Origin of the sequence: Sulfuricurvum sp., assembly GCF_028713855.1 — a bacterium.
In the GTDB taxonomy this organism is placed as follows: Bacteria; Campylobacterota; Campylobacteria; order Campylobacterales; family Sulfurimonadaceae; genus Sulfuricurvum.
In genome coordinates this window covers 133,637-160,485 of sequence record NZ_JAQTNN010000006.1, presented here as the reverse complement: position 1 = coordinate 160,485, position 26,849 = coordinate 133,637, and the positions used below count along the sequence as shown (strand labels likewise).

Genomic DNA, 26,849 nt, shown 5'->3' with positions numbered 1-26,849 from the left:
AGCAAATCATCCGTAATATGTCTATATGTTTAAGTTTTTAGGATTATAGTTATGAAAACCATCGATATCCATACCCACCTCCTCAGCAGTGATGTTGCGTTTGATCGTTTTTACGACAAATTGGCATTGCGTTTTTTCGCCAAAAAGTTCGGAATGAACCCAAAAGCGCTCGTGAACGATCCCTACGGCGAATACACCCGCGCGCTGGTCGAATCGGTCAGAGGTTCACAGCATATTGAGAAAATCGTCCTCTTCGGTGTCGATGCACGAGTTGATGAAGAGGGAGCAATTCTTCACAAAGACATCACCGTGTGTGCGACTAACGAGGACGTAGCGGCGTTGTACCGAGGGAACGAGGATGTCATCATCCCCTTTTTCTCCATAAACCCCAAACGCCCCGATGCCCTCGATCTCATCGACCGCTACGCCGATGCGGGATTTGCGGGAGCAAAGTTTTTGCAAAACTACTGGGGGGTCGATACCCGCGAAGCGCGTTACCGTCCCTATTTCGACAAACTCGCACAGCGCGGTCTGCCGCTGATCGTCCATGTGGGGAGTGAGAGCAGTGTTCACTCTTTTAAATCGTGCGAGAGTATCGAGATGCTGGATCAACCGCTCGAAGCGGGGGTTCAGGTGATCTGCGCCCACATGGCACTCACGTATGAGCCGCGCCAAATATTCAAAGCCCTCTCCAAAAATCCGAAACATTTTAACGACGAGTATTACATCCTCATCGATATGCTCAAGCGTTATCCGAATCTCTATGCCGACATCAGCGCCCTCCTCACCCCCGTGAGGGCAAAAGTATTGCGCCATCTGAGCAGACAGAGCGACATCCATCATAAACTCCTCTTTGGAACCGATTTCCCCGTACCCTTTAGCACGATGTTCAACAGCTACGATCTCCCCTATCGTAAACGTTTTATCCTCTCCCGCGAAGCGAACCCGTTTGATCGCTATGCCAAAGCGATTTTAGAGTATTTCCCCGCAAGCAATCCAATTTATACCAATTACACCAAGATTTTAGGAACAGCCGCATGAAAACCAATTATACCGATGTACTTCCACCCGAATGGAAACCGATGTCCGATATTTTTACCGCGTTGGGGGATGAACACCGCCAGCGGATGTTGATGTTGTTTGAGCCTGATGAGCGGCTTACTGCCGGACAGATTTCAGATGCTTCGACGCTCGCACGTACAACCGTATCTCACCACCTAAAAATTTTACGTCAGGCTGAGGTGCTGTTGAGTGAGAAAAAAGGGAAAGAGGTGTGGTTTTGGATTAATAAACCGTTACTCGAAAAGACGTTCGGGAATGTACTCACTTATTTGCAAGGGAAAACTAATGATTAAAGCGATTTTATATGTGATCGTCCGCTTTTTATTTCGGGTGAAGGTGGTCGGAGCGTTCCGGCGCGAAGAGAACCATACGGTTATCATCGCCAACCATCAGTCGTTTTTAGACGGGCTGATTTTAGGGCTATTTCTCCCGATATCTCCCGTATTTGTGGTTAATACCGCAATCGCTAAACGTCCGCTTGTACGGATGTTCCTCTCTCTGGGCGAGTATCTCGTCGTCGATCCTGCCAATCCGATGGCGATCAAACAGATTATCCGTCTCGTCGAGAGCGGTCGGCCTGTCGTCATTTTCCCTGAGGGGCGGATTACCACGACGGGAAGCCTGATGAAGATTTATGAGGGTTCGGCATTCGTGACGGTCAAAACCGAAGCGACGATTCACCCCGTGATTATCGAGGGAGCGACGTTCAGTACTCTATCGCGTATGGGAAGTGATCATCCGACCCGCTGGTTCCCGCAAATCACCCTCACCTATTGCACTCCGACACGTTTGAGTATCAGCGAAGGGGGGAGTAGCCATGAGAGACGGACTAAAGCGGGTGAAGCGATGCGGTCGTTGCTGCAAAAATGTCTTTTCGAGTCACGCCGACCTAACGATCTGTATGGAGCATTTCTCGATGCTGTATCGGTGTACGGTGCTTCACGTCAAATTATCGAAGACACGAAACAGATTGAATACACCTATCGTCAGCTCCTCACGATGACTTTAGGGATGGGACGATTGATCTCACGTCACAGTATTACAGGTGAGGCGATTGGAGTGTTGATGCCGACTGCCGTACCGACGTTGGCCCTGATTTTAGGACTTAGTGCCCAAGGGCGAACCCCCGCGATGCTCAACTTTACCGCCGGAGTAGATGGATTGCAAAGCGCGTGTGAGGGAGCCATGATCAAAACAATCATCACCTCTAAAGCGTTTGTGGAGCAAGCGAAACTCGAACTAAAATTGGGTGCATTGAAAAATGTCCGTATCCTCTATCTCGAAGATCTCAAAGAGGAGATGGGATTCATGGATAAGTTCTGGTTGATGGGGTACGCACGCTATTTTCCCAATTGTGTACGGGTAAAATCTGATCCTGCATCACCGTGTGTTATTCTTTTTACCTCAGGCTCGGAGGGAAAACCCAAAGGGGTGGTACTCTCGCATGAGGCGATCTTGGCAAACGTCGCTCAAATCCGCGCCATCGTCGATTTTTCGACCGAGGATAAGGTGCTTAACGCTCTCCCGATTTTCCACTCCTTCGGACTTACGGCAGGAACACTTTTGCCGATTTTGGGCGGGATACGACTCTTTTTATACCCTTCACCTCTGCACTATCGGGTTATCCCTGAGATCGCGTATGACCGATCATGTACGATACTCTTCGGAACCAGTACCTTTTTAAATAACTACGCCAAACATGCCCATCCGTACGATTTCTATCGTTTACGTTACGTTGTTGCAGGGGCGGAGAAACTCTCCGAGAGTGTCAAAGAGTTGTGGTTTGAGAAATTCGGGATACGGATTTTCGAGGGGTACGGGGCGACGGAAACGGCTCCCGTTATTGCTGTCAATACTCCGATGGCGTACCGCAGCGGCAGTGTGGGGCAGATTTTACCGGGGATTGAGACGAAACTCATTCCTGTGCCGGGTATTGATGCAGGGGGAATTTTGCACGTCAAAGGTGCCAACGTCATGAGCGGCTATTTGCGCTCGGAGCGTCCCGGATACTTAGAAAAACCTGTCTCTGATGCCGGAGCGGGGTGGTACGATACGGGAGATATCGTCACGATCGATGAGCAAGGGTTTGTCCGTATTGCGGGGCGGGTAAAACGATTTGCCAAAATTGCAGGGGAGATGATCTCGCTCGAATCGGTCGAAAAGCTCGCATTTACGACCTCTCCCGCACACTTTCATGCAGTTTCATCTGTGAGTGATGAGAGTCGAGGGGAAGCGATCGTCCTCTTTACCACTGATAAAGAGCTTAAACGCGATAACCTCCAACAAAGTGCCCGTTCCGGCGGGTATCCCGAAATCGCCGTACCTAAAAAAATTGTTTATATTGAAGTGATTCCCGTGCTCGGTACCGGTAAAACCGACTATGTTACCTTAAAATCGATGGCGGCAGAGGCATGAGCAGTCCACTCTATCTCCTTAAAACACACCGCTTTGCGCCCCTGTTCGGAACGCAATTTTTAGGGGCGTTTAACGACAACCTCTTTAAAAATACCCTCGCAGTATTACTGACCTTTCAAGCCGCCGAGTGGACATCGATTTCGTCAGCACTTCTCGCTCCGTTGATCGGGGCGGTATTTATCCTCCCGTTTTTCCTCTTTTCGGGATTGGCAGGGGAGTTGGCCGATAAATTCGACAAAGCACGCCTTGCGCGTATCGTCAAAGTGTGGGAAATATTTTTGATGGTGATTGCTACGGCGGGATTTGCAACCCATTCGTTTATCACCCTCATGATCGTCGTGTTTGGGATGGGGATGCACTCGACGCTGTTTGGTCCTATCAAATACTCGATCATTCCTCAGCACATGGGGGAAAATGAGCTGGTCAGCGCCAACGCTCTCGTCGAATCGGGGACATTTGCCGCGATTTTACTGGGGACGCTAATCGGAGGGGTACTGTCGGGAATAGAAAACGGCGGTGTGATTGCCGGAGTTGCCTCCATCGCGGTAGCCATCATCGGGTACGGTTTCAGCCGCTATATCCCCGCGGCTCCCTCTCTTTCTCCTGAGATGGCTTTTTCAATCAATATCTTTTCTCAAACGCTCAATACCCTTCGCTTGGCGTACCAAAATCGGATGGTATTCCTCGCGATCCTCGCGATATCATGGTTTTGGCTTTATGGCGCGTTGCTCCTCTCGCAGTTTCCCTCATTCGTTCAATCGGTATTGATGGGAGATGAGACGACGGTGACCGTGTTACTGAGTCTTTTTACCGTCGGTATCGGGGCAGGGTCTATCCTTTGTGAACGGCTAAGTCACCACGCTATTCGCCCTTCCTTGATTGTGGTCGGGGCTATTGGAATGGGGCTGTCTGGAATCGATTTTGCCCTCACTGCACAACACTTCAGCTCGGTAGGAACACTTTACACAAACCCTCAGTTCTTTCATATCCTTTTTGATTTAACCCTTGTTGGGGTGTTCGGCGGACTCTACAGTGTTCCGCTCTATGCTCTGATGCAAGGACGAAGTGACCCCTATTCACGCTCCCGTATCATCGCCGCTAACAATGTTCTCAATGCCATTTTTATGGTAGCAGGGGCGGTTGTGACAATGGTATTGTTGGGGGATGGTTGGAAAATCCCCGATATTTTTCTTCTCATTGCTGTTGCAACCTTACTTGTCGCAGGGATCATCGCACGTATAATCCACACAAAGGCAAAAAATGAAGTATAGAATCCTCATCCTCTCAATCATCCTAACTGCTTTTAGCCTCGTACACGCCGAAACAGATTTGGAACAACTGGTCAATACCGCACGTCAAAACGATGCCGTTGAGGTAGAAAATCTTATCCACCGTTCCCTCGATTTACGTGAAAAGATTCTCCCGTTTATGGACGAAGCCGACACATCGATTAATGCACATCAGGGAGCTCTTCCTTCGACTCTTTCGGTGAAAATTGCTAAATCAATCCACGAAGCCGATGCTGTGCGAACCAGCTTGTTCCCTTATGCTTTGCGCTACCGTAATGCACTGTACCGTACGGATGAAACATTGGGTGATCGTGACCGTATCGAATCGATTGTGATTTCGATGGCGGCAGCTCTCACTCTCTATGATAATGCCCGATTTATGGAGGATCATTTTCACGATAAAAGCGAGCTCCGTGCTAAACTCAATGAAGCCTATCCCGAATACGGAGTGAACGAGAATTTTTATAAAGACTCTTTAATGAGAGCAAATGCACTCACTTATCGCTCTACTATGCTTGATGCCATCCGCTTTTTTGAGGAAAATCGTAAAACGATTGCACTCTACATCGCGCAAGGCGATCCGTCGATCCGCTATCTGTATGATTATATTGACCATTCACCGATGCGCGCGACATTGGGCGGAGACAATGCGTTTAAAGAGATTGCCGATCAGGTTGGCGTACTCGTCTCCCGTACCGCTGAACTGCCACTTTCAACCGTTGAAAAACTCAAATTCACGTTTTCGAAAGTAGTGGGAAATACGATGGGGATGGTACGATGGCGTAACGGAAAATTACGTGAAGACAAAGGGTTTCTCGACGATTTTTCGGCACAGCTCAAACCCGGAGACGTATTACTGGAGAAGACACCGTTTGCTCTGACGGATAAGACGATCCCGGGACATTTCGGTCATGCGGCACTCTACATCGGAACGTATGAACAGCTTCGCGATCTGGGAGCATTGAACGAGCCGTTTATTAAACGTCATCTCGATGAGATCAAAGAGGGTAAAGTGATCCTCGAAGCGCTTCGCGAAGGGGTAGTGCTTAACAGCGTTGAGCATTTTATGAATATCGATGACGTTGCAGTACTGCGTCCGAGTCATTTGTCTCCCGATGAGATACGCGGTTCTCTCGATCTCGCACTGAGCAATTACGGTAAAAAATACGACTTTGATTTCAATGTCAACACTACCGAGACAATCGTTTGCTCTGAACTCGTCTATGTCGCCTATCCGCAAATCGATTTTATGACGAAGAAGGTATTGACGAGCTTTACGATATCGCCGGACGATATCGCCAAAATGGCTTCGGGAAGTGCCAATGCCCCTTTGGAATTGACGTTTTTTGCGCATGATGGTAAAAAGGTGTACGCCAAAGGGGAGAATGATGAAGGGGAAAAGCTCTATCAAACCCTTGTAGGGATTGATAATAAATATCGTTAAAATAATCGGTTGCTTCTTCTGTCAGTGCTCTTTTTGAAACCGATCGATTCGATATTGAGCCAAAGGGTGATCGGCGAGATAGCGCATAACGCTTGTATTGCTTTCGTTTGTATCTTGCATCAGACGGGTCATGATAGTGGCAAAGTATTTATGCTCAATATGGTTGCGCTGCATCATCTCATAGGAGTAATCATCCGCTTCAAGTTCCATATTTCGGGAATAACTGCTCTCTACCAGCATGGTCGGCAACAGTGCAAAGGCGGAGCTTGCCGCCGTCACGTCACCGGTAATCGAACTGAGCAAAAGATAAAAAGCGGTGTCTTGTAATACGGTTTGCAGGGCATGGCGCTTTTGAACATGGCCGAGTTCATGGAAGAAAATGCCCAATAGCTCTTTGTCGTCTTTTGCCATTGCGATCAGATCGTCCGTAAAAACGATAGAACCATCGGGAAGGGCGAAAGCGTTAGCCCCTATTTTTCCACCTGAACGAAAGAGTATATGTACCTTCGGCCACTCCTGCGTGGCATCGACGTAGTGTAAAAAATAATCTCGCAGGGCATTTTGCCGCGCTAGAGGAAGGGCAGAGGGTTTAAGCAGGGTCTTGTCGAGAGTGGCTAAGGTACTTGCATCGAGTCGATAGACCATAGCAGCCGGAAGTTTTTGTGCCGTTTCTTTTGCGAGGAGAGGCAAAGCGAATACGATAAAGAGATAGGAAAAGAGTGCCGTGATAGCAATGGCGGCTAACAGATAACGTATTTTCGACTCCAAAAAATGGAGCAGACTACTTGAACGGTCTCGTCCCATACGTTTTAAGAGATTATCGATTGTGTCATTCTCTTGCGTTTCGCATACACGGCTGTCGGGCAGGTAGATCGATCGCGGCATATTTCCAAGACGCGGCGAAAAAGTGATGGCTGCGAGATCGTATGTATTACTGCCGTGTTCACTTTCGATAAAAAGCGTCGTCTCATCAAAGCGAAGCGTCGCCTCTAATCTAGAGGAGCTGCGAGAATCGTAAATCCAAGCGTGCATCAAAATCCGACATCTACATCTAAAAAGTCGCTGAACTCTTCGCCGACGGCTTTGACTTGCTCACTCTGTGCGGCGATATGAGTGTCAAGATTGAGGGCATAGACACTTATACAGCTGAGTTTGTATTTGACGGCTCGCACTTTTGCCCAAGGGATGAAAATGCCGAGGGTGAGGAATATAAAAATCGTATTGGTGAGATAGATCCACATCAGTTTCCAATAACTGATCTGCGATGAAAAGCGCATATAGTTGAGTTTGAGGTTATTAAATATGTAATTGGTCAAACGGGTGTTGATATAGGTCATAACCACCAGTGAGAAAAGAATAATAACACCATAAACTATGGCGATAAAAGCCAGCGCGAATGCTATTGTTTTAGGGTCTTTTTTGACATCGCTTTTAGGCTGCGTCGGTGTCGGCTGCTGTGCTTGTTGCGGCAGATTTTCTATCTGAATCGATTGCGGCTGGGGTTCGATATAGTGAAGTTTGTGTGTCTGTTGTTCGAATTTTTCCGTAAACCCTTTTTTAAACCCATCTACAAAATTCCGGGTATGTTGTGAACCGATGAGAAACCCTATCAGAATGAAAAAGAGGATGACTCCGAGTAATGCCTTATAGTAGGTAAAAAAGAACTCTTTGCTGCCGCCGTCAAACGAGAAAGCGCTCTTTCCGAAGCGGGTACGGTTGGCAAAATAGTGCTTTTGTTTGTATGCCGCATAAGGATAGGCGAGCCAAAGCGTAAATATCGATGCTATGGGAAGTATCACATACAGTCCGAACATTTCGCCAACGTCCCCTTTGAAATCGAAACGGATCTGGCGATAACTGGAGTTTCGCATATTAAACTGCGTCGCTTTTAAAATCAGCCAAGGCAAGGCAGCAAAAATACCCAAAAACAGTATTCCGGCTACTGCCGGAGCAGCGCCGGAGAGTACATTGTAAAGAACAAACAGCCCTACAACAAGCAGCCGTCCCTTTAGGATCTGCATCGGTGATGCGTGGTAGTCGAAACTGCTTTGCGCCAAGATTGTATTGCCGTAAAAGTACCGTTTGTTGCGTACTTTTGCCCACGCCGAGTAGATACCCAGCGTTAGGATACTCAGTGCTAGATTGACAAAATATATTTTGGCATATTCCGTCCCCGTTCCTGTAAAAATGATGGGCTGTTTTATCTGATGCCCCTTTGGAAGTGCTGCTGCGATAGTTGTATTGCCCGTTTCTATACTCACTCTGTTCTGCCTTACTTATACTGGGGATAGGGGTTTCGATGTTCAATATAATAGTTTATATTATTGCATAACATTTAATAATTAGCAATATTTAGTATGATTTTCTATAGGTTATTGGTGACATTACGGGTAAAATAATAGGCACCTGATGTAAAATTTTGGAATAAGAAAGAAGAAGACAGAGACACAATTATGAAATGGGAAGATTTAAAACGAAGTACGAATGTCGAAGATTTACGTTCTCAGGGGTCTGGAGGACGGATGAATCTCGGCAGCGGAAGAGGGGCGAATTTGCTCATTCCGATTATCCGTTTTTTGATGGGAACCACTATCGGGCGGATTGTTTTGGTTATAGGGATTGTGGCGTATTTTATGGGATACAATCCTCTCGCTTTGCTCGATACGCAAAGCCATACTCGGACTAACACGGTTGTTAGTCAATCGGATGATGATCGCAGTGCACAGTTTGTAGCCGCTGTTTTAGGGCAAACGGAAGAGGTTTGGACAAAGATGTTTGAACAAAAAGGGCTAACGTATCCCAAACCGAAGTTAGTACTGTTTCGCGGAAGTGTAAAGAGCGGCTGCGGATATGCCGATGCTCAGGTGGGACCGTTTTACTGTCCTGTGGATCAAAAAGTGTATCTGGATCTGAGCTTTTTCGATGAGCTAGCCCAACGTCACAATGCCCCCGGAGATTTCGCTCAAGCGTACGTAATCGCCCATGAGATCGGACACCATATCCAAAATCAGCTCGGGATACTCGATAAGGCACACAGCGCCCAAGAAAGATCAAACAAGACCAAAGGGAATGCCCTACAGGTAAAAGTGGAACTTCAAGCCGATTGCTACGCCGGAGTGTGGGCATACCACACCCAAAAAGAGAGAGCGGTACTCGAAGAGGGAGACATCGAAGAGGCTCTCAACGCCGCCAGTCAGATCGGCGATGACACTCTCCAAAAGCAGGCGCAGGGGTATGTCGTTCCGGATGCATTTACTCACGGAACATCGGCGATGCGGATGGAGTGGTTTAAACGGGGATTCGATAAAGGGACATTGGAAGCGTGTAATACGGGGGTATAACCAAAAAAAGATATATATTTTGGAGAAGTAAAACTTTATAAAAACCTAGAATTATCACTAAAGCGTCTCTTGTGTTATAATTATCCATCAATGCAATCTGAAATGAGGAAAAAATGACCGCTGATTTAGAATCAAAACTCCAACAGCTTCGATCCCGTTTTAGTGCAGATGGGTTTGTCATTATCGGTGTAAGCGGCAGTTATGCACGAGGTGAAGAGACAGCTAAAAGCGATTTGGATTTGCTCTATGAGATCCCAAATCCTGCCGAGTTTGCCGAACGTAACGGCGGTTTCGGTTCTTTTAGTAAAATCTTAGAGATAAAATGTGAAATTGAAAAAGAGATTGCCCTCCCCGTCGATTTGATCTCACTCACTTCTCTAAATGAGATAGGTCAAAAATATATTTTGAGAGATATGAAACGTGTCAGTTGATTCGATTCGCGCAAAGGCGGAGTTTATCCTCAAAATGCTCGCTAATATTCAAACGATTATCGTTCGTCATAATGGAATCGTCGCCGCATTATCCGATGAAATCGAAGCACGACCCGCTATGTTGATGGCATGGCTGCAAATCGGAGAAACCCTCAACAAAATAGACACCGATGTTTTAGCGCAGTTTGGTTTGGAAACAGACGCAAAAGGGAGCTATGACGTACGTAACTTTATCGCGCATGATTATATGGGGGTTGATCTCGGACTTGTTGAAATGATTACACGAAATCACCTTCCGGTTTTACATGAAAAAATCAACCGTATGTTGGATGAATGCAATACGGGAGTATAACCCCGAAGAAAGAGGTTATTTGATCGTAGCAGGATCGGTAATATATCCCGTAATCGCCGAAGCTGCGGCAACGGCAGAGTTGGCGAGATAGACTTTTGATGAGCGTGAACCCATGCGTCCGACGAAGTTACGGTTGGTTGTCGCGACTGCCACTTCGTTATCACCCAATATTCCCATATAGCCGCCCAAACAGGCACCGCAGGTCGGGTTAGAGACAACGCCGCCCGCATCGATGATAATATCCATATATCCGAGTTTGGTGGCTTCACGTGCGATACGCTGTGTTCCCGGAGTGACGATCAAACGGACGTCCGGATGGACACGTTTGCCCTCTAGGATTTCAGCGGCGATTTTAAGATCACTCAAACGACCATTTGTACAGCTTCCGATGAATGCCTGATCGATTTTGATGTTATCGCTGACCGCTTGGGTTAGGCTGTGCCCGTTGGATGGCAAGAATGGATAAGCAATGACCGGTTCGAGGTTAGCTACATCGATTTCCAATACTTGGACATAGGTTGCATCCTCGTCGGAATAGTGGATTTTCGGCTCACGTGCGAGAGGTTTATCGGCTAGGAACTCTGCCGTGATCTCATCATACGCGACGATACCGCTTTTTGCTCCCGCTTCGATCGCCATGTTGCACATACTGAAACGATCATCCATTGTGAGGTAGGGGATCGTGCTTCCGACGAATTCGAGAGTGCGGTAAAGTGCTCCGTCAACCCCGATCATACGGATAACTTCGAGGATAATATCTTTTCCTGTGGTGTAAGTTCCCGGTTTTCCGCTCAATACTACTTTGATAGATTCAGGGACTTTGAACCAGTTTCCTCCTGTTACCATCGCGAATGCGAGGTCAGTTGAACCCATCCCTGTAGAAAATGCTCCGAGCGCTCCATGGGTACAGGTGTGCGAATCAGCACCGATGATGACATCTCCCGGAACGACCAACCCTTTTTCAGGGAGCAATGCGTGTTCGATCCCCATGTCTTTTTCATCAAAAAAGTTTTTCATCTGATATTTTTTAGCAAAATCACGGCTGATGCGCGCTTGGTTCGCGGATGCGATATCTTTGGCAGGGATGAAGTGATCCAAAACGATCGAGAACCCATCGGGATTGGCAAGGCAGGTCGCGCCCGAGTCTTCGAATGCTTTGATTGAGATCGGGGTGGTGATGTCGTTTCCGATGACCATGTCAATCGGTGAACGGACGATTTCACCGGCATAAACAGTACGTCCGACGTGCTCGGAGAAGATTTTTTCAGTAATGGTTTGGCGCATAAGAGTTACCTTTTAAGGGTCTAAATAATGGCGCGATTATACCATAGTGAGTCTTATCGTTTTCGGATATAGTTGATCTTTGATTGGGGGGTTTGAAATATATAGTATATTTCTGTAAGATGGGTGTATTAAAATAAAAGGAGTAGTTATGCGTAATTTTTCGCCATCTTTTAGAATTTGGCATTGGCTCAATGCAATCGCTATGTTCGGATTACTGATCACGGTTGTGTTACGAGAAAGTGTGATGCACAAAAACAATATCGGGGTGATTGTTCAAACCAAAGTAGCTGAACTAGGAACCGTTATTACGGATGAACAGGCGGTTATGATTGGAAAAGCGGTGCGTTCACCGATGTGGGATTGGCATATTTATCTGGGAATTGCAGTGGCAGTTTTGTTGCTGGTACGGTTGGCCATGGTCTTTAAAAACGGATTCGGATTTGATGATAATCCGCAGATGCAAAAGGTATATCGCCTTTATAAGGCTGTTTATGTACTCTTGGCGGGGATGTCGATTAGCGGTTTAATCTTGTACCTCAAGCTTGCAGGGGGGGCCAAAGAGAACATCGAGATGGTGCATCAATATGTTGGATGGGGGCTTTTTGCATTTATAGCCGTTCATATTATCGGCGTTGTATTGGCTGAAAAGACAGATCAAAGCGGTTTGGTTTCGCGGATGATCAACGGAAAGTAAAATCGCTTTAGGATTCGTGAATATCTTTAAATGTTTCACGAATCGCGATAAATTCATCCAAATGCTCAAAAAAGATATCGATAAGTTTGGGATCGAAGTGTTGTGCCCGTTCCTCTTTGAAGAGGGTGAAAATACGCTCATCATCCCACGCTTTTTTGTAAACACGGTCGCTTCCGAGTGCATCGAACACATCGGCTAACGCTGTGATTCGTCCGTAAATATGGATCTCTTCACCGCTTAGTCTTCGTGGATAGCCGCTTCCGTTCCATTTCTCATGATGTTCATACGCGACGATCGCTGCAGCTTGGAGCAATGTTCTGTTTGAGTGTTTGAGCATCTCGTATCCGAGAGAGGCATGCGTATCCATGATACGCCGTTCTTCTTCATCGAAGCGTCCCGGCTTATTTAAAACGGCATCCGGGATAGCCACTTTTCCAATATCATGCATCGGAGAAGCTTGTTTGAGCATTTCCGCTTCTTCGTCGCTGAGCCCATAATAGAGGGCTAGGAGTTTCGAATATTCGGCAACCCTTTTGACGTGATTTCCTGTCTCTTTTGAGCGGCTTTCCCCGATAGAACCCATCGTAAAGACAACTTCCCTTTGGGTTTCTTCAATCTCTTGGTTAAGCCCGGTGATTTCGTTTAAGGCGTGATCCATCCCGCTGATCATAGTATTGAACGATCGTGAAAGCTCTCCGATTTCATCGTCTCGTTTGATGTGTACTTGCTGGGTGTAGTCGCGCGTACGGGTAATTTTCTTAGCCGTGTTGGAGAGGGTAATGATCGGTTTGATCAAATGCGTCGCAATGAAATAAGCGGCCAGTGCAATAAAAACCGCACCGCCGAGCAAGAAGAGGATAAACCATAGTTCGTATTTGTATAAGAGACGATACGCAAATTCTTTTTGCTCTTCCAATATGACGGTGAGTTGAGGAGCATTTTTAAGTGCTTTGGAGACTTTGAGCGAATCCTGAAAAAGAGAAGGGCGTAGTGATGTCGTTCCATCGGCATGGCGAATATAATAATGTCTTTGTTGGGTATTGGCAAAAAAGCGTTGAAAGTTTTCTACCGGATAACGTACTTGGAGTGTTCCGATCGGTTGGGTCGAGAATGTGGAATAGACGTTAACCCTCAAAAAAGCTTTGAAACGGTTTGTCTTTCCAATCGTACTAAAATCGCTGGAGGCAATAATCTTTCCTTGAGTGTCGGTAAGATAAAAATCCCCCTCCATTTTGAGATCGTTTTTTTTCGAGAGCAGGGTATTGCTGATACGCCGATCTAAATCTTGGGTGTAAACATCGTTCATGATGTCCGATTTTGCCAGGAATGTCATATCGTTGTGCAACGTTAGCAGATGCTGATCGATTCGCTCAACACTCAAGTGAAGCTGTGTGTTCATCTCCTGCGTAACGGCATCGTAGAGTTCCTGACGAAACGAATTTCCGACGAGAAACATGGTGAGCGCGTAGGGGATCAGACTAACAGCTAAAAAAAGAAGAATGGTTTTGAGTTTAAAACTCATAAATAACCTTTACATTCGAATCAACCATGGCTGAAGGGATATAGCTGATGGCTCCTTCGACATTTTGAACAAATGCTTTGATGGACTCGTGAGAAGGTTGGGTAATCGGAGGGGTGATCCCTTGGAAATGTTGTTTTACCCAATAGGTATTTAAATGGTCGCGATCCATTTTTAAAATTTCATTTTCAAAGGTGACACGGGAGATATCTTGCCCGAGCAGATTAACGGGAATGATTTTTTGATTTCCGATGGCATGGCGTTTCATCAAAAAAATATCCCGTATTTGCTGGGGTGTGATTTCCGAAAGGGTGACTTTTTTAGAGACCACGATACTGAATTCAGATGCGTTGAAACTTTCGAAAAGCAAGCAAATCAGTATAAATTTTTTCATCAAAACAAGACCGAAAAGGAGAGTAAAGTGCGGTTTTCATTCTCTTGAGAATGCCACTGATATTCCCCTTTGATAGAGATAGGATAGATGGGACGGTAGCTGTAGCCGAAAATGCCAATGTGGTCTCGATAGTCGCGATGCTGATCATCGTAATACTCGTAACGCCCTACGATAGCGTGCTCGTTTGAAAAATGGTAGACGCTTTGAAGATATCCGCTGAGGGTAACGTCGCTTTTTGAATTTTGATAGTTGGTTTTAGCTGCGATGGCTTCGGCGCTTAGCAGGAGAGAACCGTTATCGTATTTTGCATTTCCTTGCAAAAACTGCGTTTTTTCATCCGATTTTAATGCGATAAATTCCCCGATGCTTCCCCCGAAACTCGTCTCCATGGAGAGCTCATGCTCGAGTGATAATCCGTAAAAATGGGTGTTGGGAATATTAATATACTCCTCATCCATATCGTGGGTTGCTTGGCCGAAGAGATGATAACGGGTTGTACCGCTTTGAGGCAGGTAGCCGTTCATGTCGATACCGGTCAAAAATTTTGGGAATAAAATAGTACTGTAAAGAGGATTGGATGTGGTGTCTCGTAAGACATTAATCGGTTCAAGATTCCAATATCCTATCGGAGCTATTTGTTTTCCCAAACGAAAATTAAAGGTGTCGGATAACCAGATATCCCCGTATAAACGTTCAATATGAAATTTTTGACTCCCTCCTTCATCACCGTCGGTAATATTTTTATGATAAAAACCGATCGCTTCGAGTTCAGCCAAATATGAAAAATTGGACCCGATATTACCGTATGCCATAACGGCGACATCATCAATAGTAACGGTGTCAACTTGTTGATCGGATGCAAACTCAGTGGAGATATAGCCGCCTGCCGTCAAAGAATCATGGAGATTAAATCCATGACCGAATTCGTATGGGGCTGCATGGACCGATGAGGTTAAAACTACGAGATAGAGGGCTAAAAATCTAAGATACACATACAATCCTCAATGACTGAATCTTTTTAAATTGCTTTTATCGTATCATAATCTCAAATAAGATTTGCTTTGAACTTCAGCTGTTTAGTTTAAATTCCAAGATTAGATCCATCTCCATCGGTAAAGATTCTGTGAGACTTTTAGGAACATCAATCCCTGAGCTTGAAGCGACTGCCGCTTTTGCCGCATTGTGAAAAATATCTTCTCCCTGTCGAACTGCTATCTCACGAATCGAACCATCCGCAAATACGGTAAACCGAACCGATACTTCCCCTTCCATCCCTCTGCGTCGTGCGGCTGAGGGATAACGGAGATTTTGTTTGATCTTGGTTCGTAAAGAGGCCTTAAACGATTGCAGTTCAGAGGCGGTATTGATTTTTGCTTTAGGGGGAGGGGTAACGTCTGCTACTGGAGCGGTTGTGACGATAGGTGTCGGAGTCGCTAGAGTAGTCGGTGCGGCTTGAACGGATGGGGCAATCGGTTGTGGATTGATGGCTTTTGTGGGAACAATCGGCTGTGTAACCAACGGTTTTATCGGGGTTGGTTGTGGCGGTGTGATTGCGGGTGTCGGTTCGGAAATTTCCGCTCGCTTCGGAATAGGTTTTGAATCGGATAGGGAGACAAGCGTCATATGTTGAAGCTGAATTTTCAGCATGGGTGGGGGAGTACGCATCTGTACCAAGACCATAAAAGCCAATGATCCCATTAGGGAATGAAACATGAGTGAGAGGAGAAACGATTTGCGTGCTGTTGTCATCATAAGTGTATCCATCCTTTAAAAATTGCAATGCCGACCCCTGCGAGGAGAAGGGGAGCTAAGTGTTGTAAAACATTTCGATAGTGTGAGAGATGTTTCAGACTCTCTTTGAGTACCTGAGTAAGAACCACTGAAAAAAAGAGAAACCACAACAGTGTCGCACCCAACCCAAAGGCTAATCCATAAGCAATCGCCCATCCGATAGAAGTAGTTGTGGCGCTGAGCGTCATCATGGTGACAACCGGTGCGCATATCGACATAGAGAGGAACATTCCCGCCATAAATAGGGCTATGTTGCCTTGCGGTGCATCGGGTGAAGTGTTGCAACAAGACGCCGAATCTCTCAGCGAAAACCACAAGCGCCAGGCGAGGATAAGGGTAACACTGCCGAGGAGATACCCCATCAACGTCGTGTCGCTTATGAGTGTTTTAATCATGCTTGCACCGAGATAGGCGATGAGGGAGAGGAAAATATAGCCGCTGATCCGTCCCAGACTGATCGGGAGGAGAACTTTCAAGCTTTGCTGCCGTGTTGCGCTGTTTGCCAAAAGAATCGGTGAGAGCAACGGCATGCAGGTGAGCATACAAGCGGTTGCCCCATAGGAGAGGGCGACAATAAAAAGGGAAAGGAGAGTCATCATTTCCATCGATTTATGCTTTCCACCATTTGTCTATTTTAGTTCGTTTTTTAAACCCTTCTTTGGAAGAAGAGAGGATGGTAAACGGACCGTATTTGAAATTCATTATTCCATCATGCGGACAAAATTCGACACATCGTCCGCAGAGGGTACAATCCGCGTGGGTGATATTTTTGTTTTCGGCTTGGTCTTGAATCTCATAAATATCCATAGGGCATGCTTTGACGCAGTTACCGCACGATTCGCAGTGTGAATCGCCATTTTTGACGAGGCGTAACAAGCCGATTTTTTTAAACAAGGTTTGCATCGGCAGCATAGGACAGATACGGCAAAACGGTTGACGGACGAAGAGGGCAAGGGCAACCATCAAACCGAACATCAGATCGGCGATGAGGGAGAGGGCAAAATATCCCCAGTTAGCCTGAGAGATATAAACCTGTGACATGTCTCCGGTTATGGTTGTCGTCATAATACGGCTAGGGCAGATAGAGCAGTAAGGATTGCCCCATTCGTGCCCTAGAAAGCCGATCCCCGTTAAAAGAGGGAGAATCAACACTAAAAAGAGGAAGACAAACCATTTGATCGGGCGGATTTTATTCACTGTTTCACGTGAAAGGCTTCCGAGTTGGATAAGTCCCAGCTTGGTTCCGATCATCGTGAAAACGTCCTGAAAAAATCCGAGCGGACAGAGCCAACCGCAAAACGCTTTGTTGAGGATGAGGATGAGAACGGCGACGGTTCCGAGGGTGATGAGGGTTCCCATGAGTGCCGGCAACACTTTTTCGCCTTGGGTGAAAATGCTTGATACGCGGTGATCCATCTGATGCTGTAATGGGATGAGAGTACAGAAGTCTCCCCCTTTCATGTCATACGCACATGAGAGAGCAGGGAGACTTTGGGTCAGTTTGTCTCCGGTATAGAACGTGGTAAAAATCATCGCACCGTAGACGAAAAAAACAAATGCGGTAAGTTGAACAATCCGTCGAAGGGCGGTCACGGTCAATAGTTTATCCACGGGATACTCCTGTTTTTTTGCTGCGGCGATAGAGGAGCAATCCCCCTAGGAAACCGATAAATACGGCACCTGCACCGTACTTTTGGGATTGCCAGTAATCATTCGGGTTGAGCGAATAGGGCATTGAGAGGGTAGTAACATAGACTAACTCTCCATCTTGGTAGCGGGTTTTGAGGAGAAATTCGGAAGGCTTGTTTTCTTCTTTAACACTTGATACCTCTTTAAAATCGTTCGGAAAAGTGATCGTCACTGCGCCTGTTTCATCGGTGGTATAGTTCACAACAGAGGCATTTTTCGTTTCCAGAGTGATCGGTGTATTGGAGAGCGGTTTGCCCTGAAACGTTAAGAGAAATCGATATTTTTTGGATGCGGTATAGCGATCATGTTCGCGGTGCAATGGATTAGGGACAATCTCCAAATCTGTTTTAGGGAGTGCGGTCAGTTTTGTCGGAGAGACTTTGCTCGGACGCCCTTGTTGGGATAGGTAACGGATAGCACTATCGACTTGGTTATCGGTGTGGCGATTGAGGACGAGGGCATAATAACCGCCAACAGAGGTTTTAGGGAGATTGAGCGTCGTGTCGCTGAGGTTCAGATCTTCTTTGGACAAATCTGGTTTGATCAGAATAACAGAGCTATTCCCATCACAATTCATGGCATGAAGCATAGTGGCTTCGCCCATACCGTGTCCCCCGTGTTTACCATGAGAATGCTCACCTCCATGAGAAACATGTGGAGCCCAATAAATAACTCCGTCCCCGTATCCCCAAAGGGTAGCGGTGAACAGGAGTGGCAATAGTATTTTTTTCATGAGATCCCTTTAAAATTTGACGGACAAGCCCACAGTAAATTCACGACCTTGATTGACGGTGATAGAGAGGTCTTCTTGATCGTAGATGTGGTTGTAGTCACGATCGCCGCTGCTTCGGACGGTGTTGTAATAGTATTTGTCAAAAAAGTTATTGACACGGGCAAACATATCGACTTTGTAACCGTTGTACTTTTCAGTGTGATTTACCAAAAGATTAACGACGCTATAACCCGGCATTTTGAGCTGATTGAGCTCATCGGCGTAGTAGTTTGATCTCGCGGTCAGTTCGGTAGAGATAAGTGTTTGAGGTGAAACATTGATATTGCCGGTCAGGTTTAAAGTATGGCGTGAGGTACGTGGAATTTCATTTCCGGTCAGGTTGTAATGTACCTGCGTAAAGCCCGGAGCATACGGACTCCCAAGCCCGAGGTAAAAATTTTCATACTGTGTAAAGTAGGAATCGAGATAGGTATAGGCGAGATCAAAGGAGAAAGTTTTTTTGGCATCGCTTTTGAGAGAGAGAGTTCTACCCCTTTGCTACGCATTCCGCCGATATTTTCGTACTGTTCAGGATGGGTTGTCGTAGCTGCAGCATATTGTCCGATAGAGGACATGATATAGTTTTTACGATCGAGCCAAAAGAGGGTGGCTTCGTAGGTTAATGTATTATCGACAGTTGGAATAGTTCCTCTTATTCCCAAATCGTAATCGACCGATTGCTCGGGTTTCAAATCAGGGTTGCTTTGCACTTTAGAAGACGGGGTGATGGTTCCGTTGAAGAGCTGATCGATGGATGGGGCGCGAAATCCGGTCGAACGGCTCATAAAGAGGGTCGTATTCGGGGTAAGGTTATGTGACACACCGATACGGTGAGAGTAGACATTAAAATCTTTTTGGAGGTCACCAGGGTTTAAGTAATTGGTATAGTCGAGCTGGATGTTGTCATAACGTCCGTTAAGGGTCAGCGTAGTTGCCTCGCCTAGAGGGACTTTGATCTCTGCATAGGGAGCATAAACCGCTTCTGTTGTTTTGTTATCCCCTGTAATAGTACCTGCATGGTAGATGGTAGGAGAGAATGCACTGGTTTTGAAATCGACCAAATACGACGTTTTGTTTTTATAAGTATTGTTGCGCAGATCCGCACCGAGAAGATAAGCGAGATAGTCTCCTGAACTGCGGTATTCGCTTTTTAATCCCCGTTGAATCTGGTGGTAATCATTGAGTGTGGTGTAAGCATCATCTGCGATAACAACCGCTCCGGTCGAACTGTATTTTTGGGGCCCTGAATCAAAGGTCGTATCGTCACCGTATTGGTATGCATTAATGAGAAGATTGGAGTTGTTACCAAAATCTTTGCTGTACGTTAAATAGAGTTTCAGTAGATCGACATCGAACATCCTAGCATAATCACGACCCCCGCCATCGGTTCCTGTCGAGATACTTTTGGGATCGTTAAGTGCTTGGATAACACCGCCAACCGTTCCGTGGGAGTCTTTTTTGCGCTTTGAAGCTTCAGCGCCGAAGGTAAGGTCACTGGAGTCGTCAATGTAATATTGTATTTTACCGTCTACGTATTGCGCCGTATATCCTGAATTAGCCCAATATCCGTCGCTTTTTCTCTCACTTGCCTGAATGCGTGCATTGTAGGAATCTTTGGAAAGGGAAGTTTCGGCTAAGAGTTTGTGATATCCAAAACTCCCTATCTCGGTAGAAATTGTCGATTTGTTTGCCGTCCCCTTTTTAGTCGTGATGATGACGGCTCCGGCAAGCGCGTCATCCCCGAAGAGATACGAAGCTCCCCCTTTGATTACTTTGATAGAGGCGATATCATCGAGATCTATGTTGACTGATCCGGTTCGCTCAAATACCGGAACTCCGTCAATGACAACGGCAACCCCAGGTTTTTCTCCCATATAGCGTTGATTTTCAACTCCTCGAATATGGATTTTGATACTGTCTCCCGAGGTTACCTCGGTTGTCATCCCCGGAATACTTTGCAAAACCTGTTGAATATTTTCAACGTGGGCATCATCTACCTTTTGACCGTCAATGGTAGCAGTAGGTGATACTTCGGTTCGAGAAGAGTGAAACCGATCATCGATTGTGGTGGAATCAATACCGATGATTCCGAGGTCTTCACTTGCAAAACACGTTGTTGCAAGGAGTGTTGACAGTAGGATACTGTGAGAGATTCGGCGGGGTTTGGACATCGCATTTCCTTAAGTTTTGTGCTATTAAGAGTGCGATTATGAAATAAAAGTGTTACATTAGTGTTAAGTAGTTAATTTAAGTTAACACTAATGTAACACTTCTTTGAAATAATTCTTGAATTTTTTTAATACAAGGATATTAATGAATCCAATTAAGTTATCAATGGCAGCGATTATAATTTGCAGTAGTGCCTATGCGAGTGAAGTTGTTGATTTAGGAGATGTGTCGGTTACAGCAACGCGTACGGAACGTAAAGTTATCGATGTCCCTGCGAGTATAGAAGTAATTACACAACAAGAGATCAAGAACTCTGTTGCCCAAAGTGCGGATGAATTGCTCAAAGAAGTGTCTGGTCTGGATTTAAAGCACAGCATGGGTGCAGTGACGAGCGGAACGTCTAACAAGGTAGTTATGCGTGGATTCGGGGGGACGACTGAGGGACGCGTATTACTGCTTATAGACGGTGTACCGATGAATGATCTTTATGGTGGAGATATTGAATGGAATAGAATCCCTGTCTCAACGATCCAAAGAATTGAAATAGTAAAAGGGGCAACATCGGCATTGTATGGTTCGGGTGCTATGGGTGGGGTTATTAATATCATTACAAAAAATCCAACCAGCGAATCCAAAAGTGATGTAACACTCAGTTATGGGAGTATGAATACTAAAATTGCCTCGCTTTCAACGATGGGAAAAGTGGGCAAAGTAGGGTATGTTCTCTCTGGAGATAGAACAACCAGTGATGGCTATAATCCTGAAACTTCTGTAAATACTAAATCATATACACGTGACAAAGGGACGGAGCGAAATAATCTCAACGGTAAAGTAACGTATGATTTGGATAAGAGATCTTCGGTATTTCTTTCGGGATCGTATTATGATAATCAGACAACGGGGACACTTCCTATCAATGAGTTTAACCCTTATACTCAGGAACAAAAAACGTATACGACCGGTTATACGAAAACATTCGGTAATGAAACCGAGTTAATGGTAAAAGCCTTTATCAAAGATGAATACAGCGACTATGACTCTGCCAATACGGCTAAAACGGCTGTTCAATATGAGAGTTCCAGTACCAATATTGATCGAGGAGGGATGATTCAATGGACGGCACCCTATACGGATGATCCTTTATTCGGAACCAGTACGTTTGTCACCGGTGTTGATTTTCGTCAGGGGAGTATCGATCGGTTTAACCATTATATTGACGGGAGCGGAAAAAATATCAAAGTTGAAGGAAAGCAAAAGTACCTAGGTCTTTTTTTCCAAGATGAGATATTTTTAGGGCAAGACTGGATCATCAATCTAGGGGGAAGATACGATTCATGGACGAATTATGACGGTCATGGGTATGACAGCTCTTTGGCTACAACGGATACGTATTATGACAGGACATCGACCAACGGGTTTAGCCCAAAAATCGGTGCGGTATACCATTTAAATGATAATACATCCTTCCGAGTTTCTGCGGGTAGTGCTTATCGAGCCCCTACCCTATCAGATTTATACAATACGTTTGTATCCGGATCGAAAATTTGGTACGGAAACCCCGATCTAAAACCAGAAAGTGTTGTCTCCTACGAAGTAGGGGTGGATCAAACGATTTTAAATGACGGAAAAATTAGTTTAACAGCGTATCAAAATGATGCCAAAGATTTTTTCTATTACATCACTACTGCACCGAGCGGAGGATACACAGCCGCACAAACCAAAACGAATGTCGGGAAAGTAAAAATACAGGGACTTGAAGTTGATGCATCTTATCCGATTTCTGAGCAACTCCATGTGCTTGCGAACTATACCTATAACATCTCCAAGATTGAAGAGTATACAGAAAATATAGCGCTGGAGGGTAAATATCTGATTGAAGTTCCAAAGCATAAAGGGACACTCAGTCTGTTGTACGCAAACCCGAATCTGGTAGATAGCAAAATTTCTGCACGATATGTCGGTGATCGCTACAGCAATGATGCTAATACGGCTGAATATGAGAGTTATACGACGTTGGATCTAAAACTTTCTCGCAAATTCGGAAGCAATGTTGAAGCGAGCGTTTCTGTCGATGATCTATTTGATAAAAGCTATACCGAATACTATGTTTCTCCGGGGCGGATTGTTTTCGGTACGTTAAAAGTGACATTCTGAAAAAAAAAGGAGACGTAGGTGAGAATGTTCACGTTTAAATTGAAGATAGCGGTTATATCGATGTGTATGTGTGTCTCTCTTTTTGCACAAGATTCACTATGGCTCGATGAATCCAAGAAAAAATCGTGTTGTAGCGGCGGCGAAAAAGCGCCGAATATCAAAGAATTTGTCATTAAAAAAGGGACACTTCAGGAGAATAAAAAAGAGCACGATTTTAAAAATGCCGTCGTCTATGTTCGTGATATGGATCATGCGGTTAGCGAGCTGAATGTGACGGGCGGGAAAATCGCTTTTACCCCGATACACAAAGGGGGTTATCGTCTCTATTTTGAACAAAAATCAGTTCAAGAGGGTGTTCTTCACGTCAACCTTTCATCGATGAGAATTCACAACAAAGAGGGGAATATTTCTCAAACGCTACTCAAAGAGGTTCGAGGGAAAACGAACGATTCGCATTATGATCAGAAACCTCTCGCGCAGCTTCCTTTTGAGTTGGTGATGGAGAGACCGATTCGTAAACACCATATTAACTGCTGTCTTTACTCAGGTGATATTGCCCCTTTCACGGTGTATTACAAAGGGAAAGTGCAAAAAGACGTGTCATTGCGGGTGAGTATGGAGAGCGGTTGGAACGCTACGATCCAACCCGATGATGAGGGGGTGCTCTCCTTCGAAATTCCGCGCAGTACCTATGCGACTACCGAAAAAGAGAAAAAACGTTCTGAAAAAATGATTGTTGAAGCGTCGTATGATGTGAACGAATCGGGGGTGTACAAGGGCGAAGCCTATCATGGTGTCCGATATGTGATGAGTTTACCCCTCTCGTTTGGTGCATCGCCGCTTGAATACGAATCACAAGTATTAGGGTTTGCAACCGCTATCGGGGTGATGTTGGTCTTTTCTCTGGGGCTGTATTACAACCGACGGCGCAAACGCAAAACGCCCAAGGAGATTTATTTTGACGAAGAATAAGTTTAGTCTCCGCCGTGCGGTGAATAATATGAATCTCGTACGGTTTCGGTTTTGGTTTCAGATTGTCGCGTTTGTTTTGGTCGTTTACGGGGGATATATCGGGCTTGATTTAGGCGATAAACTTCCGACATTTGCGTGTGTGTTTAACGGAGAGGGGACAGGAGGCAAATGTTATGTCGGAGAGCTTCAACATGATTTAAAACATCCGCTTGAGGGATTCGTCGGGTTTGCGGGGTATGCGTTTCTCATCTCTTTGGGGATGTTTGCGGTGTGGTTTTGGGCATTGAATAAAGGGTGGTGCGGTTTCGTCTGCCCTCTGGGGACAATGCAAGACTGGCTCACGATGGTGCGTGAAAAAACCAAAATTCGTTACAGTGAATATTCATGGGCAAATCGCGGGAAGATCAAAAGTATTAAATACATCTTGTTGATCTTGTTGTTACTTCTTCCTGTGATGATCGCCAACTCGGTGTTCGGACTTCCGAAACTCCCCAACGGTCTCTCGATGCCGTTTTGTGATATTTGTCCCGGACGGATGATGATTCCGGCATTTACGGGTCATTTTAATCAGTTCTATATCGACTTTTCGTCGAAAACGGATTTGGTGATGACGACGTTGGGGATGATAATCGTCGGGCTGTTTTTGGTCGGATCATTCGTTAAAAAGCGGTTCTTTTGTTATTTTTGTCCGATGGCGGCGTTGCAGTACATTTTCTCGAAACCCGCACTGCTCAAACTCTATAAAGACGGTTCAAAATGTACCAAATGCGGCGATTGTTACCGCGCGTGCGATATGGATATTTTAGAGATCGCCGATGACGTGACGAGCAAAAATCTAGTCACCGAAGATTGTACCCTCTGTCTCAAATGTGTCGCGGCGTGTCCTGAGAATGGGTGTTTGGAGGCTAATTTTATGGGAGCCACTATTTTCGAATCGACCAAAGAGGGCTTTCTCGTACGGATGGCGATGGATCAGATCAAGGAGAATCATGCACACTGAACACACGATTGAGACATCGGCAGAGCGTCAAAACCGCCATAAAGCGATGGAGGCGATAAGCGTCCTCAATGCACTTCGGGAGGATTTTAAATCCCCAATCCAGAGCATGGGCTATTTTTACGATTTGTTTGAAAAAGTCTATTGTCATCACCATCCGCTCCACGAGGGGAAAGCGAAAATCGGGACGATGTGTATCCAAATCCCCTCGGAAATCATCTATGCACTGGACGCTGTACCGATCCGACTCTGTAACGGGTTTTATACCGACGATGAGATCGGTGGTGATCTGTTGCCTCAAAAGTCGTGCCCGCTGGTCAAAGCAACAGTGGGGTGGTTCGCTTCGGATAATTTTTCCGATAAGCCCGACATCACTTTTTCTCCGACGACATGCGACCAAAAGACCAAAGCGGGAGCCATCATCGAGAGTTTCGGACATACCGTAATCGATGTCGGATTTCCTCGTACCAAAGAGAGTGAAGAGAGTCGTCACTATTGGCGCGAGAGTGTCAAAAGTTTCGCCGTGAAACTCTCTAAATTTCAGGGGAAAAAGCTGACAAGATCCAATCTGGAGAGTGCGATTAAAAAGGTGGGGTATGCACAATCGCTCTATCATAAGCTCACCGAGTTTCGAAAAAACAAAGCAGTTCCGATTTTGGGTGTCGATATGTTTTTGGTCACGAACGCTTTTTTCTTTGACAAAATAGATGAGTGGATAAGTGCGGTCGAAAAACTGGTTTCAGAGTTGGAACAACGGGCGAGTGATAGTATCAACGTGGCTGGAAAAGCGAGTCCGCGTATCGTCTATACCGGTTCACCGCCGATTTTCCCCAACTATAAAATCCCACTCATTATCGAACAGAGCGATGCAATCATCGTCGCCGATGAGACGTGCAGTTCGAATCGTATGTTTAACGATATGGTGGCAGTGGATGAGTGGAATCTCTATGACATGATCGATTCGGTTTCGGATAAATATCTCAAAGCGTGTACTTGCCCGATATTCACTCAAAATGACGACCGAATCCGCAGAATCATCCAACTGGTGCGCAGTTACAGCGGTGATGGGGTGATCTATCAGGCGTTTGCGGGGTGTCAGGTGTATGAGATGGAACAACGCAGTGTCTTGGCGGCAATGGAGCGTGAGGGTATCCCGATTCTTTATATCGAGAGCGATTACAGCCCCTCACAACACGGACAGCTTACGACGCGGGTTGAAGCGTTTATCGAGTCATTAAAAAATCGAAAGAGAATGAAAAAATGAGATATTTTGTAGGAATAGATATCGGCTCTACCGCGATCAAAATCAGTGTCGCGGATGAGAATAAAAATCTAATCGGGCATAAAATCAGCGCAAGCGGGAGTATGTTTTACAAATACGCCCAAGAGGCGTTGGCAGAGCTGCTAAAAGAGTTAAGTATTGATGAGAGCGAGGTGGTCTATACGGTAGCCACCGGATATGGTCGTAAGCTGTTTAAAGAGGCGGATGAAAATATCAGCGAGATTACTGCCAATGCCATCGGAGCGCAACAAGCCGCCAAAAGCTACGGAAATATCAAAACGATCATCAACATCGGCGGACAAGACAGCAAGGCGATTTCACTCGATGCCGAGGGGAATGTGGTCAATTTTGCTATGAATGACCGTTGCGCGGCGGGGACGGGAAAATTTCTCGATGTCGTAGCGATGAATCTGGAAATTGGGGTGGATGAGCTGAGTGATTATCATTTTAAATCAGTGGGGACACCGCTCTCGATCAGTAGTACGTGCGCCGTATTTGCCGAATCGGAGATTATCGGATTGCTAGGCAATAACCACAGCGTCGAAGACATCGTCTCGGGAGTGCATTACTCTATCGCCAAACGGATCGTAAAACTGGTGAAACGGGTAGGGGTTAAAGAGAACGTCTATTTCGACGGAGGACCTGCTCTCAATGATGGGTTGGTGAACGCTATCGAAAATGAGCTGGGGCATAAAATTTTTGTCCCTGAGTATCCGCAAATCACGACATCCTACGGTGCGGCAGTGTTGGCGTGTGATGCGTTTATGTGTAATATGCAAAGCGAAGAAGGGAAATAGA

General features: G+C 45.8%; 26 protein-coding genes. 14 read left to right on the top strand and 12 right to left on the bottom strand.

Annotation, left to right across the window (positions count from 1 at the left end; genetic code table 11):
• Positions 1-51 precede the first annotated feature (51 nt).
• The 5 genes from PHI47_RS07625 to PHI47_RS07605 are packed head-to-tail and all read left to right on the top strand — an operon-like array spanning position 52 to position 6,210.
• Complete coding sequence (locus PHI47_RS07625) at positions 52-1,041, top strand: amidohydrolase family protein (RefSeq protein WP_299935736.1); 990 nt, start codon at positions 52-54, stop codon at positions 1,039-1,041.
• Complete coding sequence (locus PHI47_RS07620) at positions 1,038-1,355, top strand: metalloregulator ArsR/SmtB family transcription factor (RefSeq protein WP_299935734.1); 318 nt, start codon at positions 1,038-1,040, stop codon at positions 1,353-1,355. The genes PHI47_RS07625 and PHI47_RS07620 overlap by 4 nt, the downstream gene beginning before the upstream one ends.
• On the top strand, positions 1,348-3,477 hold the full coding sequence (aas, locus tag PHI47_RS07615) for a bifunctional acyl-ACP--phospholipid O-acyltransferase/long-chain-fatty-acid--ACP ligase (protein WP_299935731.1): 2,130 nt from the start codon (positions 1,348-1,350) through the stop codon (positions 3,475-3,477). The genes PHI47_RS07620 and aas overlap by 8 nt, the downstream gene beginning before the upstream one ends.
• Positions 3,474-4,748, top strand: a complete 1,275-nt coding sequence (locus PHI47_RS07610) for an MFS transporter (protein ID WP_299935729.1) — start codon at positions 3,474-3,476, stop codon at positions 4,746-4,748. The genes aas and PHI47_RS07610 overlap by 4 nt, the downstream gene beginning before the upstream one ends.
• Positions 4,738-6,210 carry a YiiX/YebB-like N1pC/P60 family cysteine hydrolase gene (locus tag PHI47_RS07605; RefSeq protein WP_299935726.1) on the top strand — a complete coding sequence of 491 codons (1,473 nt, stop codon included), beginning with the start codon at positions 4,738-4,740 and terminating at the stop codon, positions 6,208-6,210. The genes PHI47_RS07610 and PHI47_RS07605 overlap by 11 nt, the downstream gene beginning before the upstream one ends.
• A 21-nt stretch (positions 6,211-6,231) precedes the next feature.
• Here PHI47_RS07605 and PHI47_RS07600 read toward each other — a convergent pair whose 3' ends face one another.
• Both PHI47_RS07600 and PHI47_RS07595 read right to left on the bottom strand, forming a co-directional pair.
• Entirely contained in the window at positions 6,232-7,242 is a 1,011-nt protein-coding gene (locus PHI47_RS07600; protein ID WP_299935723.1) for a M48 family metallopeptidase, read from the bottom strand.
• The gene (locus PHI47_RS07595; protein ID WP_299935720.1) at positions 7,242-8,471 is read right to left on the bottom strand and encodes a YjgN family protein; all 1,230 of its coding nucleotides are present in this window, start codon (positions 8,469-8,471) and stop codon (positions 7,242-7,244) included. The genes PHI47_RS07600 and PHI47_RS07595 overlap by 1 nt, the downstream gene beginning before the upstream one ends.
• A 192-nt stretch (positions 8,472-8,663) precedes the next feature.
• Here PHI47_RS07595 and PHI47_RS07590 point away from each other — a divergent pair, with 192 nt between their 5' ends.
• From PHI47_RS07590 to PHI47_RS07580, 3 genes are all read left to right on the top strand, one after another.
• Positions 8,664-9,551, top strand: a complete 888-nt coding sequence (locus PHI47_RS07590) for a neutral zinc metallopeptidase (protein WP_299935717.1) — start codon at positions 8,664-8,666, stop codon at positions 9,549-9,551.
• 113 nt (positions 9,552-9,664) lie between these two features.
• Positions 9,665-9,982 (top strand): nucleotidyltransferase domain-containing protein, encoded by a 318-nt coding sequence (locus tag PHI47_RS07585; RefSeq protein ID WP_299935714.1) that lies wholly within the window; start codon positions 9,665-9,667, stop codon positions 9,980-9,982.
• Positions 9,972-10,334 (top strand): HepT-like ribonuclease domain-containing protein, encoded by a 363-nt coding sequence (locus tag PHI47_RS07580; RefSeq protein WP_299935711.1) that lies wholly within the window; start codon positions 9,972-9,974, stop codon positions 10,332-10,334. The genes PHI47_RS07585 and PHI47_RS07580 overlap by 11 nt, the downstream gene beginning before the upstream one ends.
• A gap of 15 nt (positions 10,335-10,349) precedes the next feature.
• On the opposite strand, the gene PHI47_RS07575 is transcribed toward PHI47_RS07580, so the two are convergent.
• Positions 10,350-11,618, bottom strand: coding sequence for a 3-isopropylmalate dehydratase large subunit (locus PHI47_RS07575; protein ID WP_299935709.1), 1,269 nt, complete (start codon positions 11,616-11,618; stop codon positions 10,350-10,352).
• 148 nt (positions 11,619-11,766) lie between these two features.
• Here PHI47_RS07575 and PHI47_RS07570 point away from each other — a divergent pair, with 148 nt between their 5' ends.
• Complete coding sequence (locus PHI47_RS07570; protein WP_299935706.1) at positions 11,767-12,312, top strand: cytochrome b/b6 domain-containing protein; 546 nt, start codon at positions 11,767-11,769, stop codon at positions 12,310-12,312.
• 7 nt (positions 12,313-12,319) lie between these two features.
• Here the strand turns inward: PHI47_RS07570 and PHI47_RS07565 are convergent, their stop codons facing one another.
• The 9 genes from PHI47_RS07565 to PHI47_RS07525 form a co-directional block, all read right to left on the bottom strand.
• Positions 12,320-13,834, bottom strand: coding sequence for an HD domain-containing phosphohydrolase (locus PHI47_RS07565; protein WP_299935704.1), 1,515 nt, complete (start codon positions 13,832-13,834; stop codon positions 12,320-12,322).
• Positions 13,824-14,225 carry a hypothetical protein gene (locus PHI47_RS07560; RefSeq protein ID WP_299935701.1) on the bottom strand — a complete coding sequence of 134 codons (402 nt, stop codon included), beginning with the start codon at positions 14,223-14,225 and terminating at the stop codon, positions 13,824-13,826. Before PHI47_RS07560 ends, PHI47_RS07565 begins: the two co-directional genes overlap by 11 nt.
• Positions 14,225-15,217 carry a hypothetical protein gene (locus PHI47_RS07555; RefSeq protein ID WP_299935698.1) on the bottom strand — a complete coding sequence of 331 codons (993 nt, stop codon included), beginning with the start codon at positions 15,215-15,217 and terminating at the stop codon, positions 14,225-14,227. Before PHI47_RS07555 ends, PHI47_RS07560 begins: the two co-directional genes overlap by 1 nt.
• Before the next feature lie 76 nt (positions 15,218-15,293).
• Positions 15,294-15,977, bottom strand: a complete 684-nt coding sequence (locus PHI47_RS07550) for a TonB family protein (RefSeq protein ID WP_299935696.1) — start codon at positions 15,975-15,977, stop codon at positions 15,294-15,296.
• Complete coding sequence (locus PHI47_RS07545; RefSeq protein WP_299935693.1) at positions 15,974-16,621, bottom strand: sulfite exporter TauE/SafE family protein; 648 nt, start codon at positions 16,619-16,621, stop codon at positions 15,974-15,976. Before PHI47_RS07545 ends, PHI47_RS07550 begins: the two co-directional genes overlap by 4 nt.
• 4 nt (positions 16,622-16,625) lie before the next feature.
• Entirely contained in the window at positions 16,626-17,627 is a 1,002-nt protein-coding gene (locus PHI47_RS07540; RefSeq protein ID WP_299935691.1) for a 4Fe-4S binding protein, read from the bottom strand.
• The gene (locus PHI47_RS07535) at positions 17,620-18,438 is read right to left on the bottom strand and encodes a hypothetical protein (RefSeq protein WP_299935689.1); all 819 of its coding nucleotides are present in this window, start codon (positions 18,436-18,438) and stop codon (positions 17,620-17,622) included. The genes PHI47_RS07540 and PHI47_RS07535 overlap by 8 nt, the downstream gene beginning before the upstream one ends.
• A gap of 9 nt (positions 18,439-18,447) precedes the next feature.
• Positions 18,448-18,675, bottom strand: coding sequence for a TonB-dependent receptor (locus PHI47_RS07530; protein ID WP_299935687.1), 228 nt, complete (start codon positions 18,673-18,675; stop codon positions 18,448-18,450).
• A 137-nt stretch (positions 18,676-18,812) separates the two neighbouring features.
• On the bottom strand, positions 18,813-20,648 hold the full coding sequence (locus PHI47_RS07525; protein ID WP_299935685.1) for a TonB-dependent receptor: 1,836 nt from the start codon (positions 20,646-20,648) through the stop codon (positions 18,813-18,815).
• 142 nt (positions 20,649-20,790) lie between these two features.
• Between PHI47_RS07525 and PHI47_RS07520 the strand changes: the two genes are divergently transcribed.
• Genes PHI47_RS07520 through PHI47_RS07500 form a run of 5 tightly spaced genes read left to right on the top strand, consistent with a single transcriptional unit; the run spans position 20,791 to position 26,848 of the window.
• On the top strand, positions 20,791-22,800 hold the full coding sequence (locus tag PHI47_RS07520; protein ID WP_299935683.1) for a TonB-dependent receptor: 2,010 nt from the start codon (positions 20,791-20,793) through the stop codon (positions 22,798-22,800).
• Positions 22,801-22,824: 24 nt separating this feature from the next.
• The gene (locus tag PHI47_RS07515; protein WP_299935681.1) at positions 22,825-23,772 is read left to right on the top strand and encodes a hypothetical protein; all 948 of its coding nucleotides are present in this window, start codon (positions 22,825-22,827) and stop codon (positions 23,770-23,772) included.
• Entirely contained in the window at positions 23,759-24,772 is a 1,014-nt protein-coding gene (locus tag PHI47_RS07510; RefSeq protein WP_299935679.1) for a 4Fe-4S binding protein, read from the top strand. The genes PHI47_RS07515 and PHI47_RS07510 overlap by 14 nt, the downstream gene beginning before the upstream one ends.
• On the top strand, positions 24,762-26,033 hold the full coding sequence (locus PHI47_RS07505) for a 2-hydroxyacyl-CoA dehydratase family protein (RefSeq protein ID WP_299935676.1): 1,272 nt from the start codon (positions 24,762-24,764) through the stop codon (positions 26,031-26,033). The genes PHI47_RS07510 and PHI47_RS07505 overlap by 11 nt, the downstream gene beginning before the upstream one ends.
• Complete coding sequence (locus PHI47_RS07500) at positions 26,030-26,848, top strand: acyl-CoA dehydratase activase (protein WP_299935673.1); 819 nt, start codon at positions 26,030-26,032, stop codon at positions 26,846-26,848. The genes PHI47_RS07505 and PHI47_RS07500 overlap by 4 nt, the downstream gene beginning before the upstream one ends.
• Position 26,849 lies beyond the last annotated feature (1 nt).